Raw genomic sequence first — 14,666 nt, 5'->3', positions numbered from 1 at the left:
GCTATTCGCTCCGGCTCGCCAGCGCATTCACGGCGGCAACCGTGATCGCGGAACCGCCGAGGCGGCCCTCCACGGTCAGCGCAGGTACCGGCGGATCCGCCATCAGCGCGGCCTTGGATTCGGCGGCACCGACGAAGCCCACGGGACAGCCGATGATCGCCGCGGGCCGCGGGCAATCGCGGTCCTCCAGCATGTTGAGCAGATGAAACAGCGCGGTCGGCGCATTGCCGATCGCAACGATCGCACCATCGAGATGCGGCCGCCACAGCTCCAGCGCCGCGGCTGAGCGGGTGTTGCGCATGGATTGCGCCAGCGCAGGCACGGTCTCGTCCCCAAGCGTGCAGATGACGGCATTCGCCGCGGGAAGCCTTGCGCGCGTAATTCCCTCCGAGACCATGCGCGCGTCGCAAAGGATCGGCGCGCCCCGTTGCAGAGCAGCGCGCGCGGCCGTCCCCATGCCGGGCGTGAAACGGATATGCGCCTCCAGGCCGACCATGCCGGCAGCATGGATCATCCGCACCACGACCTGTTCCTCATCCGGCGTGAAGCGGCCAAGATCGGCCTCGGCCCGGATGGTGGCGAAGGATTGCCGATAGATCGCCGCACCATCGGTCTCGTAAGTATGCGGCATCAATGCCCTCCCACCAGGATCGAGGGATCGCTGATGATGTCGGCGCCGTTCAGGCCGCGCAGTACCGGCTCGTCCCGGATCGAGCCGTCACGGACGAGATCGAATCCGGCGCGAGTCGCAACCAGTGTCACCGCGGCCGTGCCGGAATGGGCACAGCCCTTGCCGCAGCCGGAGACGTGGAGCCGCGTATCGGCGCCCATGCGCGGGGCGAGCGCCGCTGCGAGCGCACGCGTATCGGCATGGGCTTCGCGGCAGCGCGGCGCGCCGCTGCAGGCGATGACGCGCAGCGCGGGGTCAAAGGGCTCGGTGATCAGGCCCGGCGCGCTCGGCATCTCGCGCTTGCCTTCGCTGAGCACCATCCGCCACGGCGTCATGCGCAGCGCATGCCCGCAACCGGCGAACTGCTGCAGCGTCGTATGCAGCATCTGCCCGAACGCGACACCGACCATCGCGCCTTGCGGATAGTGCCCGGGCCGCGAGGCGGCCATCACCGGCGCGGGCTCGGTCTCGCCAAGCAGCGATTGAGGCAATGCCGCGCCGGAGGCGATATGGGCCGCCATGCGCCCTCGCCCGCCCGCCGCGCCGCCGGAGACCAGGAACCAGCTTGCAAGCGCGAGCGCCGTGCTCACCGCCTCTCCGCGTGCGACGGAGCGCCCGAGCTTTGCGCCGTCGGCCCGCACCAGCAGATCGCCCGTGCGATCGCGCTCGATCCGTATGTCGGCGGAATTGCCGGCGAGCACGCGCGAGGTCCCGTCGTCGATGGCGAAGCCGAATTTCGTTGGAAGCGCAAGCGAACTATCCTCGAGCGCTTCTTCGAGCTCGGCGGCGAGCGATTGAGTTGCGTCGCCAGTACGCCAGAACGGCGTGACCAGGATGTTGCGTCGGGCTTCCGTGGCCGGATCGGGATCGAGCAGCGCCAATCGTGCAAGGCCGTCGATCAGCGGCCGATGGCCTTCCTCGCTGACACCCCTGATCTGCAGATTGGCGCGGCTCGTCACGTCGATTAGACCATTGCCGTGCTGCCCGGCGAGCTCGGCAAGTCCTGTGATTTGTGGTGCTTCGAGCCTCCCACCGAACGGACGCACGCGCACCACGAGCCCGTCGCCCGAGAGCATCGGGCGCAGCGCGCCGGGACACCAGCCCTTGACCGCGGCCGCACTCATGAGGCCTCCCGCAACGCTGCAGCAATCGAATTGCGGCGCGTTTGCCAGAGCGCAGCAACGTGCAGGCGCGCAAAGCAGGTCTCCATCGCCGCGAGTGCGGACGGATTTTCACGCGCCATGAAGGCGCGGACGTCGTCATTGCCGAGCGTCGCATCGTAGTAGAGATCGAACAGATGCGGAGGCACGGCGTCCGCGAGATGAGCGAAAGCGGCCATGTGCTCCAGCGTCGCCGTGATCTCGGCTGCGCCCCGAAAACCGTGACGCATCATCCCGGCGATCCAGCCCGGATTCGCCGCGCGTGCACGGACGACGCGCGAGATTTCCTCCGTCAGAGTGCGGGCATGGGGCTGTTCGGGACGCGTCGCGTCGAGGTGATAGAGTGATGGTCCGGCCGCGCCGAGATGCGCAGCCGCCGCCGCAACGCCGGCTTCATGTGCGGCATAGTCGGCCGCGAGCAGCAGGTCGGTTTCGGGCAAGTCCTGGACATGGACGAAGGCATCCGCCGAGACGAGGCGCTGCTCGATGCCGGCGCGATTCGGCTGCATTTCGCCGCTGGCCGAAAACGCCCATGACGAGGCCGACAACCAGGCTTCGCCCGCGGCCTCGCGCGTCTCCGGCGAGAAAGCATCGGATATTGCCGAGAGGCCAACGCCGTACTGTCCCGGACGCGGCGCGAACACGCGGGAGGCGCGATGACGATACGGATTCTCGTCGCCCTCCTCCTCGCGCGCCGAAAGCGCCTCGGAGGCGACCTCAAACAATTGCGCAAGGCCTGAGAAGACGTCGCGGAACAGGCCGGACACCCGCAACGTGACGTCGATGCGGGGACGGCCAAGCTCGGCCGGCGCGATGATGTCGTAGCCGGTCACACGGCCGGAGCCGTGATCCCAGCGCGGCGCGAGGCCGGCCAGATGCAGCGCCATCGCAAATTCCTCGCCGGCCGTCCGCATCGTCGCCGAGCCCCAGAGATCGACCACGAGCCCCTTGGGCCAATCGCCATGATCCTGCAAGTGACGGCGCAGCAACTCTTCCGCAAGCTTGATGCCCTGCGCATGCGCCGACGGCGTCGGCACCGCGCGCGGGTCGACGGCAAAGAGATTGCGTCCCGTCGGCAGCACGTCCCGACGGCCGCGATAGGGCGAGCCCGAAGGCCCGGGCGCGACCCGCTGGCCGGCAAGCGCAGCCCGCAGGGCATCCCGCTCCGCGTTGCCGCAGGCCCCGCGGCCGAACACGTGCAGGCCGTCGCCGTACTGGCTTTCCTTGAGATCGCAGACGAAGCGATCGATCCGCGGAATCGCTTCGGCCGGTGCGGCCGACGCATCGAGACCGAGATCGTCTTCGAGGCCCACCGCACGCGCCTCGTCGCGGATCGCGCCAATCAGCCTCTGGCGGCGCGCGGGATCGAGACCATCCGCGGTCGAATATTCATCGAGCAGGCGTTCGAGCCGCCGCAGACTTTCGGGCACGGCGGATTGCGCGAGCGTGGGCGGCAGATGGCCGATGGTAACGGCGCCGATACGGCGCTTGGCCTGCGCGGCCTCGCCGGGATCGTTGACGATGAAGGGATAGATGACCGGCAGGTCGCCGATCAGGGCTTCCGGCCAGCATTGCGAGGAGAGCGCCACGGACTTGCCGGGCAGCCATTCCAACGTGCCGTGCGCGCCCATGTGCACGACGGCATCACAGCCCTGCTCTCGGAGCCAGAGATAGAACGCGACATAGCCGTGGCGCGGCGTGCGGGTGAGATCGTGATAATCGCCATCACGCGCGGCCGCATCGCCGCGCTCGGGCTGGACCGCGATGATCGACCGGCCGCACGCGGCAGCCGCGAACTGGAAGTCACCATTGCGGCAACTCGGATCACTCTCCGGCGTACCCCAGGCTTGCGCGAGATCGTCCTGCAATGCTCGCGGAAGGCGCGAGAGCGCGGCGCGATAGTCTGCGACGTTCCAGGTCAAGCTCTGCTTCAGCAGCGTCTCGCCAAGTGCGTGGACCGGCGCGACATCATAGCCGGCTGCCGCCAGGTCGGACACCAGCGCTTCGACCGAAGCCAGCGCATCGAGCCCGACGGCGTGCGCGATCTGGTGCGGTCTGCCCGGATAGTTCGAGAGCACGATCGCCAGCCTCTTGTCGGCGGCCGGCGTCTCGGCGAGCCGCCGCCAGGCCGCGACGCGGGCGGCGATGGCCTTCACGCGCTCTTCATCCGGCCTGTGCGCAAGATGCGAAATTTGCAGATCGGGATCGCGCTGCGCGGCCGATTTGAAACTCACCACGCCCGCGAACAGCCGGCCGTCGACTTCCGGCAGCACGACATGCATCGCGAGATCGCCGGGCGACAGGCCGCGCAACGACTCCGCCCAGTCTTCGCGCCGGGCCGACGAGAGCGCGACCTGGAAGACGGGACATGACGCGGCGTCGAACGGCGTCGTACCATCGTCACCCAGGGCCGAGAACGCCGTCGCATTGACGATTGCGGCCGGAGGATTTTGCGCGAGATGCGCCCGCAGCCAGTCGGCGACACCCGGAGCCTTCAACGAGGGGACGAACACGCCGCAGGCATCAAAGCCGCGCTCGCGCAGCGCTGCGATCAGCGCATCGATCGGGCCGGTATCCGCGGCCGTGAGGTAGGAGCGATAGAACGTCACCAGCGCGCGCGGCTTGCCGTCACCGACCGCCGGCGCAGCAACGACGCCGCGCGCCGGATCATAAAAGCCCATCTCGGGCATGGTCATCTCGCCGATCACGGGCCCTGCATAGAGGCCCGAGGCCAGCGCAAGCTGCGCAATCGCCGCTTGCGCAGCGACCGGGCCGCCGGTGTCGCAGAGCACCTTCAGCCGGCGCAGCGTCGAGACCGGCAGCGTCGAATGCGCATCGAGCCGCGTGTCGTCGCGGCCGTCGGCCGGCAGCACAGCCAGCACGATATTGCGATCCCTGGCGAGCTGCTGAAGAGCCGCGAGGCCGTACGCCCAATAGGACTCGCCGCCGATCAGGCGAACCAGAATGCCGCGCGTCTGCGACAGCGTGCGCTCGATATAGGTGTCGACCGACAGTGGATGACGCAATTCCACGAGATTGGCGAGCCGCAGCGTCGGCAGGCTGTCGCGGCCGCGCCGCCAACCGGCCGCAAACGCCGCAAGATCGGAATCCGAATACGAGAGCACCACGAGATCGGCCGGGTCCTGGCCGATGTCCCTTGGCGTCGCGGTCTCCTCGAGACCGCGGCTCTCGCGGAAAACGACATGCATCAGATGCCAGATCCTGAAAGACCGAGTCCTGCCCTGATCGCGGCCTCGTCGATATCGCCGTGCTCGCCGATCACGACGAGCTTCGACTGCCTGGTGCCCGCCCCCCAGGGCTTGTCGTACTGGTGGCGCACGCGCTCGCCGACCGCTTGCAACAGCAACCGCATCGGCTTGCCCGCGACCGCGATATAGCCCTTGGCGCGCAGCACGTTCTGCTCGCGCGACAGACGTTGCACCGACGCGACCAGTGCGTCGATGTCGGTCACCTCAGGAAGATCGATCACCACAGAGTTGAAATCATCGTGCTCGTGCTCCTCCTCGCCATCATGATGCGAGGGACGCGCGGCGAGATCGTTCTCGGCGGCAGCGCCGAGGCCGAGGATGAGGCGCGCATCGATCGCACCATCGGTGATGGCCAACATCGGCACACGGCGCGGCATCTCGGCGGTGATCGCCGCCTTGGCCGCTTCGATGCCGGCCGCCCCCGCAAGATCGGCTTTGGTCAGCAGCACGATGTCGGCACAGGCGATCTGGTCCTCGAACACTTCCGACAATGGCGTCTCGTGATCGAGATTTTCGTCGGCCGCGCGCTGCGCTTCGACCGCAATCGGATCCGGCGCAAAGCGACCCGCTGCCACGGCCTCGGCATCGGCGAGCGCGATCACGCCGTCGACCGTGATGCGCGAGCGGATCTCCGGCCAGTCGAACGCCTTCAGCAACGGCTTGGGCAGCGCCAGGCCCGAGGTCTCGATCAGGATGTGGTCGGGCCGCACCGGCCGCGCCAGCAGTTTCTCCATGGTCGGAATGAAATCGTCGGCGACGGTGCAGCAGATGCAGCCATTGGCGAGTTCAATGATGTTTTCTTCCGGGCAATTGGCATCGGCACAGGATTTCAGGATCTCGCCATCGACACCCTCGCTGCCGAACTCGTTGACGAGCACCGCGAGCTTCTTGCCGTTGGCGTTGCTGAGCAGATGTTGGATCAGCGTCGTCTTGCCGGAGCCGAGGAAACCGGTGACCACAGTCACCGGGACTTTTGCGAGCGAGCTCATTCGGCGGCCTCCGGCACGACGGCAACAGGGGGAATGCGGGCAAGCGACTGCTTGCGGAATATTTCCGGTCGGCTGCGCCACGGCACGAGCCCGTCGGGAGCGGCGGCATAGGCGGCAGCGCCCGCGACCACGTCCTTCGCATTGGCGTCTGAGATGCGGCCATAGACGTAAGACCACCGGCCCGGCGCGCTCAGTGCAACCGAGCAGCCCTGATTGCAGGCCGACAGGCACTCGACGGGAACCACGTGGACGCCCTCGGGCACCCCGGCCTCGAGGATCGCGCCATGCAGGCGCTTGCCGGGCGTGGTCTCGCCCTCGCCCAGCGTCTCGCCGGCGCGGCAGGTGATGCAAACGTAAAGTGTGACTGTCATCGCTCTTCCAGATTATACGGCGGAGGCGATGAGGCGCACGGACCATTCTTCCGAAGGCCTGCTTCCCCGTCGCGGAACACCCCGTCCGCCGGTCCAAAAATCGTCCGCGCTGGCAGGTCTCCCGGCTTGCGGAGCAGGGTTTCCCCTTCGATCCCCGCCTTCCCGATCCCAGAGGGGATCAGTGGCTTCGGGCATCTCTCCGGTCACGGTCGCGGGGGCGGCTGCATTTTGGAGCCAAATCTTGCCGATTCGGCCCCTATCGCATTCCCTCTTCGCCTGTCATAGGACAGGAACCAACACCGGGTCACCATTTGCCGGTGGCCGCCACTTGTCAAGCCGAAGGACCGGGACCGATGACGCCTGAACCGGATACGAAAACGGCCGAGGAAACCGACGCCCGCCACGCCACGAAAATGGCGAAGAAGAAGGCCGCGCGCGACAAGATCATGGCCACCAAGAGCGGCGAAAAGGGCCTCATCATCGTTCACACCGGCTCCGGAAAGGGCAAGTCCTCCTCGGCCTTCGGCATGATCGTTCGCTGCGTCGCCCATGGCCTCCCCTGCGCGGTCGTGCAGTTCATCAAGGGCGCCTGGGATACCGGCGAGCGGCGCCTGCTCACCGGTCATTTCGGCGATCTCTGCCAGTTCCACGCCATGGGCGAGGGATTTACCTGGGAGACGCAGGACCGCGCCCGCGATATCGCCGCGGCACGCGCCGGCTGGGAGAAGGCCAAGGAGCTGATTCTCGATAACAGCTTGCGCATGGTCGTGCTCGACGAGATCAACATCGCGCTGCGCTACGACTATCTCGACATTGCGGACGTCGTCGAGTTCCTGACCACCTCGAAGCCCGAGATGACACATGTCGTCCTCACCGGGCGCAACGCCAAGGACGAACTGATCGAGATCGCCGATCTCGTCACCGAGATGACGCTGGTCAAACACCCCTTCCGCTCCGGGATCAAGGCGCAGGCCGGCGTCGAGTTCTGATCACACGATGGCGCGCGCATTGATGATCCAGGGAGCCGGCTCGGACGTGGGCAAATCGCTCATCGTCGCCGGCCTCGCGCGGGCCTTCACGCGCCGCGGCCTGCGCGTGCTGCCCTTCAAGCCGCAGAACATGTCGAACAACGCAGCCGTCACCGTCGACGGCGGCGAGATAGGCCGGGCCCAGGCGTTGCAGGCGCTAGCCGCCGGCGTCGAGCCGCACACCGACATGAATCCGGTGCTGCTGAAGCCCGAGACCGATGTCGGCGCGCAAGTGATCGTACACGGCAAGCGCATCGCGACCGCGCGCGCACGCGACTACGCGGCGATGAAGCCCTCGCTGATGGGCGCGGTGCTGGAAAGCTTTGAGCGGCTGAAGACGCGCGCCGATCTCGTGCTGGTCGAAGGCGCCGGCAGCCCGGCCGAGGTGAACCTGCGCAAGTCCGACATCGCCAATATGGGCTTTGCGCGCAAGGCGGACGTTCCAGTCGTACTGGTCGGCGACATCGACCGCGGCGGCGTCATCGCCCAGCTCGTCGGCATCAAGACGGTGATCGACCCCGACGATGCCGCGATGATCCGGGGCTTCGTCATCAACAAGTTCCGCGGCGATCCCACGCTGTTCGACGACGGCTACCAGCTGATCGAGCAACAGACCGCATGGCGCGGCCTCGGCGTGCTGCCGTGGTTCGCGCGCGCGGGCGAACTGCCGGCTGAAGACGCGCTCGGCCTGAGCGACGCACGCAAGCCGGGCCAATGTAAGATCGCATGCCTGGCGCTGTCGCGGATCGCCAATTTCGACGATCTCGACCCGCTCAAGCTCGAAGCCGGCGTCGATCTCGTGATGGTGCGCCAGGGCCAAGCGATCCCGGGCGACGTACGCCTGGTGATCATCCCCGGCTCCAAATCCACCCGTGGCGATCTTGCCTTCCTGCGCGCGCAGGGCTGGGACATCGACCTGCTCGCACATCACCGCAGGGGCGGCCATGTGCTCGGCCTCTGCGGCGGCTATCAGATGCTCGGCCGGAGCGTCGACGACCCCGAAGGCATCGAAGGGCCCGCCGGCGACACGGCGGGGCTCGGACTGCTGGATGTCGAGACGGTGATGAGCCCGCAAAAAACGTTGACGCGTGTCGCGGCCGTTCATGCCGCCACGGATCAGCCTATCGAGGCATACGAGATCCACATCGGCCGCACCGACGGGCCGGATCGTGCGCGCCCGTTCGCGAAATTGAACGGCGAGCCGGAAGGCGCGATCTCGCGCGATGGCCGCGTGCAAGGCAGTTATCTGCACGGCCTGTTCACATCGGATGATTTCCGCAAGGCGTATCTGGCCAGGCTCGACATTCCCGCAGGCGACGAGCCCTATCAAGCTCGGGTCGAGAGCGCGCTCGACGCGCTGGCTGATCACATCGAAAAGCATTTCGATGTCGAAGGACTGCTCGCGCTAGCGCGCTAGGACCTCGGCCACGCGTGTCCATTCGGCTTCGATGCCCGGAAGACCGAGGCGCAGCCATCTCGGCCTTTGCGCGAACACGCGCGACCAGATCTGGCCACGCGCGAGCTTTTCCTGCGCGGCAAGTGCGTCGGGCGTCTCGTACAGACGAAACAGTGACGCACCGCCGACAAGCCGCCAGCCTTTCGCTCGCGTCATCTCGTCGAGCCGAACACAATCGCGCACAAGACGCACTGACGCCGCTTCGGCCCACGCATCGTCACGTAGGGCGCGGCTGCCAATCGCGACCGCAGCCCCTGAGACCGGCCATGGGCCCGACATCGCGGCGAGCCTGGCGACGTCCGCGGCGTCGCCGATCGCGAAACCAAGGCGCAAGCCGGCGAGTCCATAAAACTTTCCGAAGGATCGCAGGATCAGCAGTCCCCGCCGATCCGCGTCCGGCGCAAGCGATAGTTGCGGAACGGAGTCGGCAAAGCTTTCGTCGATGACGAGCCGGCCGACGCGCGGCAGCAGCGCGAGCAGATCCTTGGGCGCAAACCGCCGGCCATCGGGATTGTTGGGATTGACGATGATCGCAAGATCCGCGCCCGCCAGCGCATCGAATTCATCGACTTCCTCGACCTCCCGGCCCGCGGCCGACAGCACGCCAGCATATTCATTGTAGGTCGGAGCGAGAATGCGGGCACGCCCCGATGGCGCTAGCTGCGGCAGCATTTGAATGACGGCCTGCACGCCGCTCGTTGCAACGATCGGCGCGCTCGTGCGATAGGCATGCCGCGCAGCTTGATGCAGGGCGTCGATCTCGGCGCGCGACGGCAGCGCCTGCCAATGATGCGCGCCGATCTCGCCTACGGGATAAGACAGCCGGTTGATCCCCGTCGAGAGGTCGATCCACTCCTCGGCGCGTCCGCCAAAACGCTGCTGGGCCAAATCGAGATTTCCACCGTGCTCGCGCATGCCCCGTTCTTTCACGCGAAAGCCAGGATCGCAAGGAGGCCTGCGAGCAGCAGCATGGCGCGGCGGTAGACCGTCAGTGCCTCGGCCATGTCGGCGGCGCGCGGATCGCGCGCGCCTTCGTTCAGCCAGGGCTCGTTCGTGATGCTGCCGTGATAGATACGGGGGCCGCTGAGCCGCACGCCAAGCCCGCCCGCCATCGCTGCTTCCGGCCAGCCGGCATTCGGCGAGCGGTGACGGCGTGCGTCGCGCGTCATGCACGATAGCGCGTCGGATCGCCGCGGTGCCAGCAGCACGAACAGAAATCCGGTCAGCCGCGCCGGAATGAAGTTCGCGACATCGTCGATGCGCGCCGCCGCCCAGCCGAACGCTTCGTGCCGCTCGCTGCGATGGCCGATCATGGAGTCGAGCGTGTTGATCGCCTTGTAGCCGAGGATGCCCGGCAGGCCGAACAGCGCGCCCCAGACCACCGGCGCCACGATGCCGTCGGAGGCATTCTCCGCAAGGCTTTCGATCGCCGCGCGCGCGATGCCAGCCTCATCGAGCGCCGCGGGATCGCGACCGACGATGCGCGAGACCGCGTCGCGCGCGGCGGCGATATTGCCAGCGAGCAACGGATCTGCGACGGCGGCCACATGATCATGCAGCGAGCGCAGCGCGACCACCGGCCAGGCCAGGACGCCGAGCAGCGCGATCTGGATCCAACCCTGGGGAAGCAGGACCTGAAGCACCCAGCCGACCGCAACGGAGAATGCGATCACTACGAGTGCGCCGGCGATGCCCGCGCCACGGCGAAACGCCGGCGGATCCGACGCGCGATTCCACGCGGAATCAATGGCGCCGATCATCCGCCCAAGCCAGGTCACAGGATGGCCGATCCGCGCGAACAGCCACGACGGCCAGCCCAGGAGGGCATCCACCGCCATCGCCAACACCATCGCGCCCGCAAAACCCACACCTGCCTCCTGTCTCGCCCCTGTTGCGCAAAGCAAGGCCCGAGCGCAAGCCCCCGGGCGCCTGATTTCGGCTTTGTCTTTGATCGCGTTTGGTGATTAGTCAGGCCCTCGGGAGACCTTCATGGCCATCATCTTGATCACAGGCGGAGCGCGATCGGGCAAGAGCAAGCGTGCGGAAATGCGCACGCGCACCTTTCCCGGGGAGCCCGTCTACGTCGCGACGGCCGAGGCGCTCGATGCGGAAATGGAGGCGCGCATCGCCGAGCATCGCGCGCGGCGCGGAGCCGACTGGATCGAACGCGAGGTGCCGCTTGATCTTGTCCCCGCGCTGGTCGCCACAGATGGCGGCGGTGCAAGACTGGTGGACTGCCTGACGCTGTGGCTCTCCAACCTGCTGCATGCGGAGCGCAACTGGGAGCACGAGGTGAACGCGCTCGCCGCCGCCCTGCCCCATTTGAAAAGCCCCGTCGTCCTCGTCACCAACGAGGTCGGCCTCGGCATCGTGCCCGACAACGCGCTGGCGCGGCGCTATCGCGACGCCGCCGGAATCATGAACCAGGTCATCGGGGCGGCTTCCAATGAGGTCGAGTTCGTCGTTGCTGGCCTGCCGATGAAGCTGAAATGATGACGCGGGTCGAGCTTCTCAAAGACGCCGTCGCCGATCTCAGGATGGCGGCGTCGTTCGTCACGATTCTCCCGGTTGCCTCGTCGAAGCCGGCGGCTGACGGCGCCATCGCGCGTGCGACATGGGCTCTGCCGGTGGCCGGCCTGCTGGTCGGTCTTGCCGGCGCTTTCGTTTATGAGGTCGCCACCCGCTTCGGACTGACGTCGAACCTTGCCGCCCTGCTCGCTCTCGCCACGACCGCCCTCGTCACGGGCGCGCTGCACGAAGACGGTCTCGCAGATACCGCCGACGGGCTCGGTGGCGGCCGCACGCGCGAGCGCAAGCTCGAGATCATGCGCGACAGCCGGATCGGGACCTACGGCGTCTGCGCGCTGATCCTGTCGTTCGGCCTGCGCTGGAGCGCACTCGCCGCGATCGCCGATCCCTTGCCGGTGGCATTTGCGCTTTGCGCCGCGCACACCGCCGCTCGCGCAGGCGTGCCGGCCTTCATGGCATTGGTACCGCCGGCGCGGCCTGACGGGCTGTCGGCGAGCGCGGGATCGCCGCCGGGCCGCAGCGTCGCCATCGCCTTGGCTCTTGGAACGCTCGCGCTGGCTCTCGCGTTGGGGCCGGGCAAGGCGCTGGTCGGCCTGATCCTGCTGTCGCTCGCCGGACTGTTGCTGGCACGGCTTGCCGTGCGCCAGATCGGCGGCCAGACCGGCGACATCCTCGGTGCCTTCGAGCAGATCGGCGAGATCCTCATTCTGCTGGTAGCCGCGTCCTTCCGGATGGGGGGCTGATCTCATGGTCCAGTTCGACGACACCTTCCGTCAGCACTTGCGCGAGCTGTTCGTGTGGCGCCGCGACGTCCGCCGCTTTCGAACCGACCCACTGCCGGCCGGCGCCATCGATCGCCTGATCGAGACCGCCTGCCTCTCGCCGTCAGTCGGCCTCAGCCAGCCCTGGCGCTTCGTCGTCGTCGACGATACCGGACGCCGCCGCGCCGTGACTGACGATTTCAGGGCTTGCAATGCCGATGCGCTGAACGCGTATGCCGGCGAGCGCGCCGCGCGCTACGCCACGCTGAAACTGTCCGGCCTCGAACAGGCGCCCGGGCATCTCGCCGTGTTCGCCGACAAGGCCAGCGACATCGGCCACGGCCTCGGCCGCGCCACCATGCCGGAGACGACGGAATACTCCGTGGTCGCCGCGATCACCGCGATGTGGCTCGCCGCGCGCGCCGAGGGCATTGGGCTCGGCTGGGTGTCGATCCTGAATCCGGATCGCATCCACGCCATTCTCGACGTGCCTGACACTTGGAAGTTCATCGCCTATCTCTGCATCGGCTATCCGCAAGTCGAATGCGACCAGCCCGAGCTGGAGCAGGCGAAATGGGAGCATCGGCGGGGGGCGGACGCGTTCACGCTGAAGCGTTGAGACACCGCTCCATCCTCCGCCATTACGAGCTCAGCGAAGCAATCCGGAATCCCGCGGCGGAGGGAGTCTGGATTGCTTCGTCGCTTCGCTCCTCGCAATGACGGCGGAGAGAGAGGCGCAACTTTCCGCTACGATTTGCTTCTGCCCGCAACCACCGCCGGCGCCGCGCTTTCCGGCTTCTGGAACATCAGCAGCGGCCGGAAGATGACGCGGCCATAGGCCTCGTAATGGTTCTGGGTCGAGACCGCCATCTTCAGCGGCGTTGCGTAGTTTGCCTCGAAGGTCATGAACTGCGCATAAGTCCAGGAGAAGCCGACGCCGACCGAGGCCATTTCGGTGACGCCGGGGAAGGTCGAATACACCGCACCCCAATCGGTGAAGATGTAGGTGTCGAAACCCCTCAGCCATTGCGACCAGTTGTAGTGCAGCTCGGCGTTGACATAATAACCGCTGTCACCGGAGGCCGCATTGGAGGGATAACCGCGCACGGTGGTAGGGCCGCCGATCGAGAAGATCTGATCGCCGGGCAGCAGTTTCTCCTGCGTGTACTGCCAGCTCGCCAGCACATTGGCGCTGAAATTCTGGGGCCCAGCGGCGCTGGTCGCGATCAGCGAGCCGGTATAGGTGTTGAACGCGCGGTTGTTGCCGAGCACATAATCATGCCACGCGATGTAGTTGACTGCCGGTGACACCGTGATCGAATAGGCGTTGCCGGACTTGGTGACGGAGACGCCGGCCGTGGTCTTGTCGTAATGATCGTCGGTGACGGCGACGGTGGCAAAGCGGCTGACGGTCTTGCCCTCGGTCAAGGCCGCGTTGAGCAGCACCAGCCAGTCCTGTGTCACCCAGACCGGCTGGCTGAAATTGACCGCAGCCTGGCTCGATCGGCCGGTGACGTCGAGCGCGACGAACGGTCCCTGGATGATCTTGATCTTGCCTTCGGTATAGCTGACGCCGGCGCGGCCGCCCCAGGGATTGACCGGAATGCTGTAGGCGACATTGCCGTTGAGATTGCCGTCGGAGCGGACGCCGTAGAAGGTCAGGCGATCGTCGACGCCGAACAGGCCGTGGCGCTTGTAGAAGGCCCCGCCCTCCCAGCGCCCGGTGTTCTCGGCGCCCTGGTTGTCGGTGAAGAGCTGCAAGGTGTCGACCGGCGGCTCGATCACCGCGAATTGGAGATCGGTGAGGCCGAAGCTCGTGCCGGGCTGCAGCAGCGCCTTGATCTGCACATCGTTGGTCCGGTTGAACCAGATCACGTCGCGATTGAGCTTGGGGACGTCGAGGACCTCGCCTTCGGGTTCCTTCACGCGATCGAGGATGTAATCGGTGCGGGTCTGCTTGTTGCCCTCGACGGTGGTCTTCTGCAGCCGTCCTTCGGTCAGCTTGACGCGGACGACGCCGCCCTTGGCGTCCTGCTCGGGCAGCGTCGCGATGCCCGTGACGATGCCGCGCGCGGCATAGATCGCGTTGATGTCGGCGACGAGCTGCAACAGCGAGGCGATGTCGACGTTCTTGCCGACATATCTCTTCGCGATCTCATCCAGCTCCGCCGGCGTGATGAACTTGGACTCGTCGAAGGTGACCTTGCGGAGGCGGAATTTCGGCCCGCCCGGCTTCAGGAGCTGGGACTTTTCCCGCTCGCCGCCAATCACCGCCGGCCCGGTGAGCTTGGGCGGGGCGCTCTGTTGCTCGAGCTGCCGCCGCTGCCTGTCGACGTCGTTCTGGATCACGCCGGGGTTGATCGACTGGGCATGCGCGGAGGCGATGCAGCAAGCTGCAAGCCCGATCCCCAACGATGCCCCCAGAATCCGCAT

General features: G+C 66.9%; 13 protein-coding genes and 1 riboswitch. Of the genes, 5 read left to right on the top strand and 8 right to left on the bottom strand.

Annotation, left to right across the window (positions count from 1 at the left end; genetic code table 11):
• Window position 1: 1 nt before the first annotated feature.
• From C7G42_RS17860 to C7G42_RS17840, 5 genes are read right to left on the bottom strand one after another with little or no spacing between them, the layout of a single operon-like run.
• Window positions 2–631: a precorrin-8X methylmutase gene (locus tag C7G42_RS17860; RefSeq protein ID WP_106950250.1), complete on the bottom strand. Its 630-nt coding sequence runs from the start codon at window positions 629–631 to the stop codon at window positions 2–4.
• Entirely contained in the window at window positions 631–1,794 is a 1,164-nt protein-coding gene (gene cobG / locus C7G42_RS17855) for a precorrin-3B synthase (protein WP_106950249.1), read from the bottom strand. Before cobG ends, C7G42_RS17860 begins: the two co-directional genes overlap by 1 nt.
• A complete protein-coding gene (gene cobN, locus C7G42_RS17850) occupies window positions 1,791–5,039 on the bottom strand; it encodes a cobaltochelatase subunit CobN (protein WP_106950248.1) in 3,249 nt (1,082 codons plus the stop codon). The genes cobG and cobN overlap by 4 nt, the downstream gene beginning before the upstream one ends.
• The gene (gene cobW, locus C7G42_RS17845; RefSeq protein ID WP_106950247.1) at window positions 5,039–6,088 is read right to left on the bottom strand and encodes a cobalamin biosynthesis protein CobW; all 1,050 of its coding nucleotides are present in this window, start codon (window positions 6,086–6,088) and stop codon (window positions 5,039–5,041) included. The genes cobN and cobW overlap by 1 nt, the downstream gene beginning before the upstream one ends.
• Complete coding sequence (locus tag C7G42_RS17840) at window positions 6,085–6,459, bottom strand: DUF1636 family protein (protein ID WP_106950246.1); 375 nt, start codon at window positions 6,457–6,459, stop codon at window positions 6,085–6,087. Before C7G42_RS17840 ends, cobW begins: the two co-directional genes overlap by 4 nt.
• A 94-nt stretch (window positions 6,460–6,553) precedes the next feature.
• Window positions 6,554–6,772, bottom strand: a riboswitch (cobalamin riboswitch).
• 40 nt (window positions 6,773–6,812) lie between these two features.
• Between C7G42_RS17840 and cobO the strand changes: the two genes are divergently transcribed.
• Both cobO and C7G42_RS17830 read left to right on the top strand, forming a co-directional pair.
• Window positions 6,813–7,448 (top strand): cob(I)yrinic acid a,c-diamide adenosyltransferase, encoded by a 636-nt coding sequence (cobO, locus tag C7G42_RS17835; protein ID WP_106950245.1) that lies wholly within the window; start codon window positions 6,813–6,815, stop codon window positions 7,446–7,448.
• 7 nt (window positions 7,449–7,455) lie between these two features.
• On the top strand, window positions 7,456–8,904 hold the full coding sequence (locus C7G42_RS17830; RefSeq protein WP_106950244.1) for a cobyric acid synthase: 1,449 nt from the start codon (window positions 7,456–7,458) through the stop codon (window positions 8,902–8,904).
• Here the strand turns inward: C7G42_RS17830 and cobD are convergent.
• Window positions 8,893–9,858, bottom strand: coding sequence for a threonine-phosphate decarboxylase CobD (cobD, locus tag C7G42_RS17825; RefSeq protein ID WP_199580965.1), 966 nt, complete (start codon window positions 9,856–9,858; stop codon window positions 8,893–8,895). The genes C7G42_RS17830 and cobD overlap by 12 nt on opposite strands.
• Before the next feature lie 11 nt (window positions 9,859–9,869).
• A complete protein-coding gene (gene cbiB, locus C7G42_RS17820) occupies window positions 9,870–10,811 on the bottom strand; it encodes an adenosylcobinamide-phosphate synthase CbiB (RefSeq protein ID WP_245427776.1) in 942 nt (313 codons plus the stop codon).
• A 121-nt stretch (window positions 10,812–10,932) separates the two neighbouring features.
• Here cbiB and cobU point away from each other — a divergent pair, with 121 nt between their 5' ends.
• From cobU to bluB, 3 genes are read left to right on the top strand one after another with little or no spacing between them, the layout of a single operon-like run.
• Complete coding sequence (cobU, locus tag C7G42_RS17815; protein ID WP_106950242.1) at window positions 10,933–11,436, top strand: bifunctional adenosylcobinamide kinase/adenosylcobinamide-phosphate guanylyltransferase; 504 nt, start codon at window positions 10,933–10,935, stop codon at window positions 11,434–11,436.
• Window positions 11,433–12,215 (top strand): adenosylcobinamide-GDP ribazoletransferase, encoded by a 783-nt coding sequence (cobS, locus tag C7G42_RS17810; protein ID WP_106950241.1) that lies wholly within the window; start codon window positions 11,433–11,435, stop codon window positions 12,213–12,215. Before cobU ends, cobS begins: the two co-directional genes overlap by 4 nt.
• Window positions 12,216–12,219: 4 nt before the next feature.
• Entirely contained in the window at window positions 12,220–12,852 is a 633-nt protein-coding gene (bluB, locus tag C7G42_RS17805; RefSeq protein WP_106950240.1) for a 5,6-dimethylbenzimidazole synthase, read from the top strand.
• 128 nt (window positions 12,853–12,980) lie between these two features.
• Here bluB and C7G42_RS17800 read toward each other — a convergent pair whose 3' ends face one another.
• Complete coding sequence (locus tag C7G42_RS17800; protein WP_106950239.1) at window positions 12,981–14,666, bottom strand: ShlB/FhaC/HecB family hemolysin secretion/activation protein; 1,686 nt, start codon at window positions 14,664–14,666, stop codon at window positions 12,981–12,983.

The sequence above is a fragment of the Bradyrhizobium sp. MOS003 genome (genome assembly GCF_003020125.1).
GTDB lineage: Bacteria > Pseudomonadota > Alphaproteobacteria > Rhizobiales > Xanthobacteraceae > Bradyrhizobium.
Note: the sequence above shows the minus strand (reverse complement) of the source record. Positions and strands in the feature narration are given on the sequence as shown.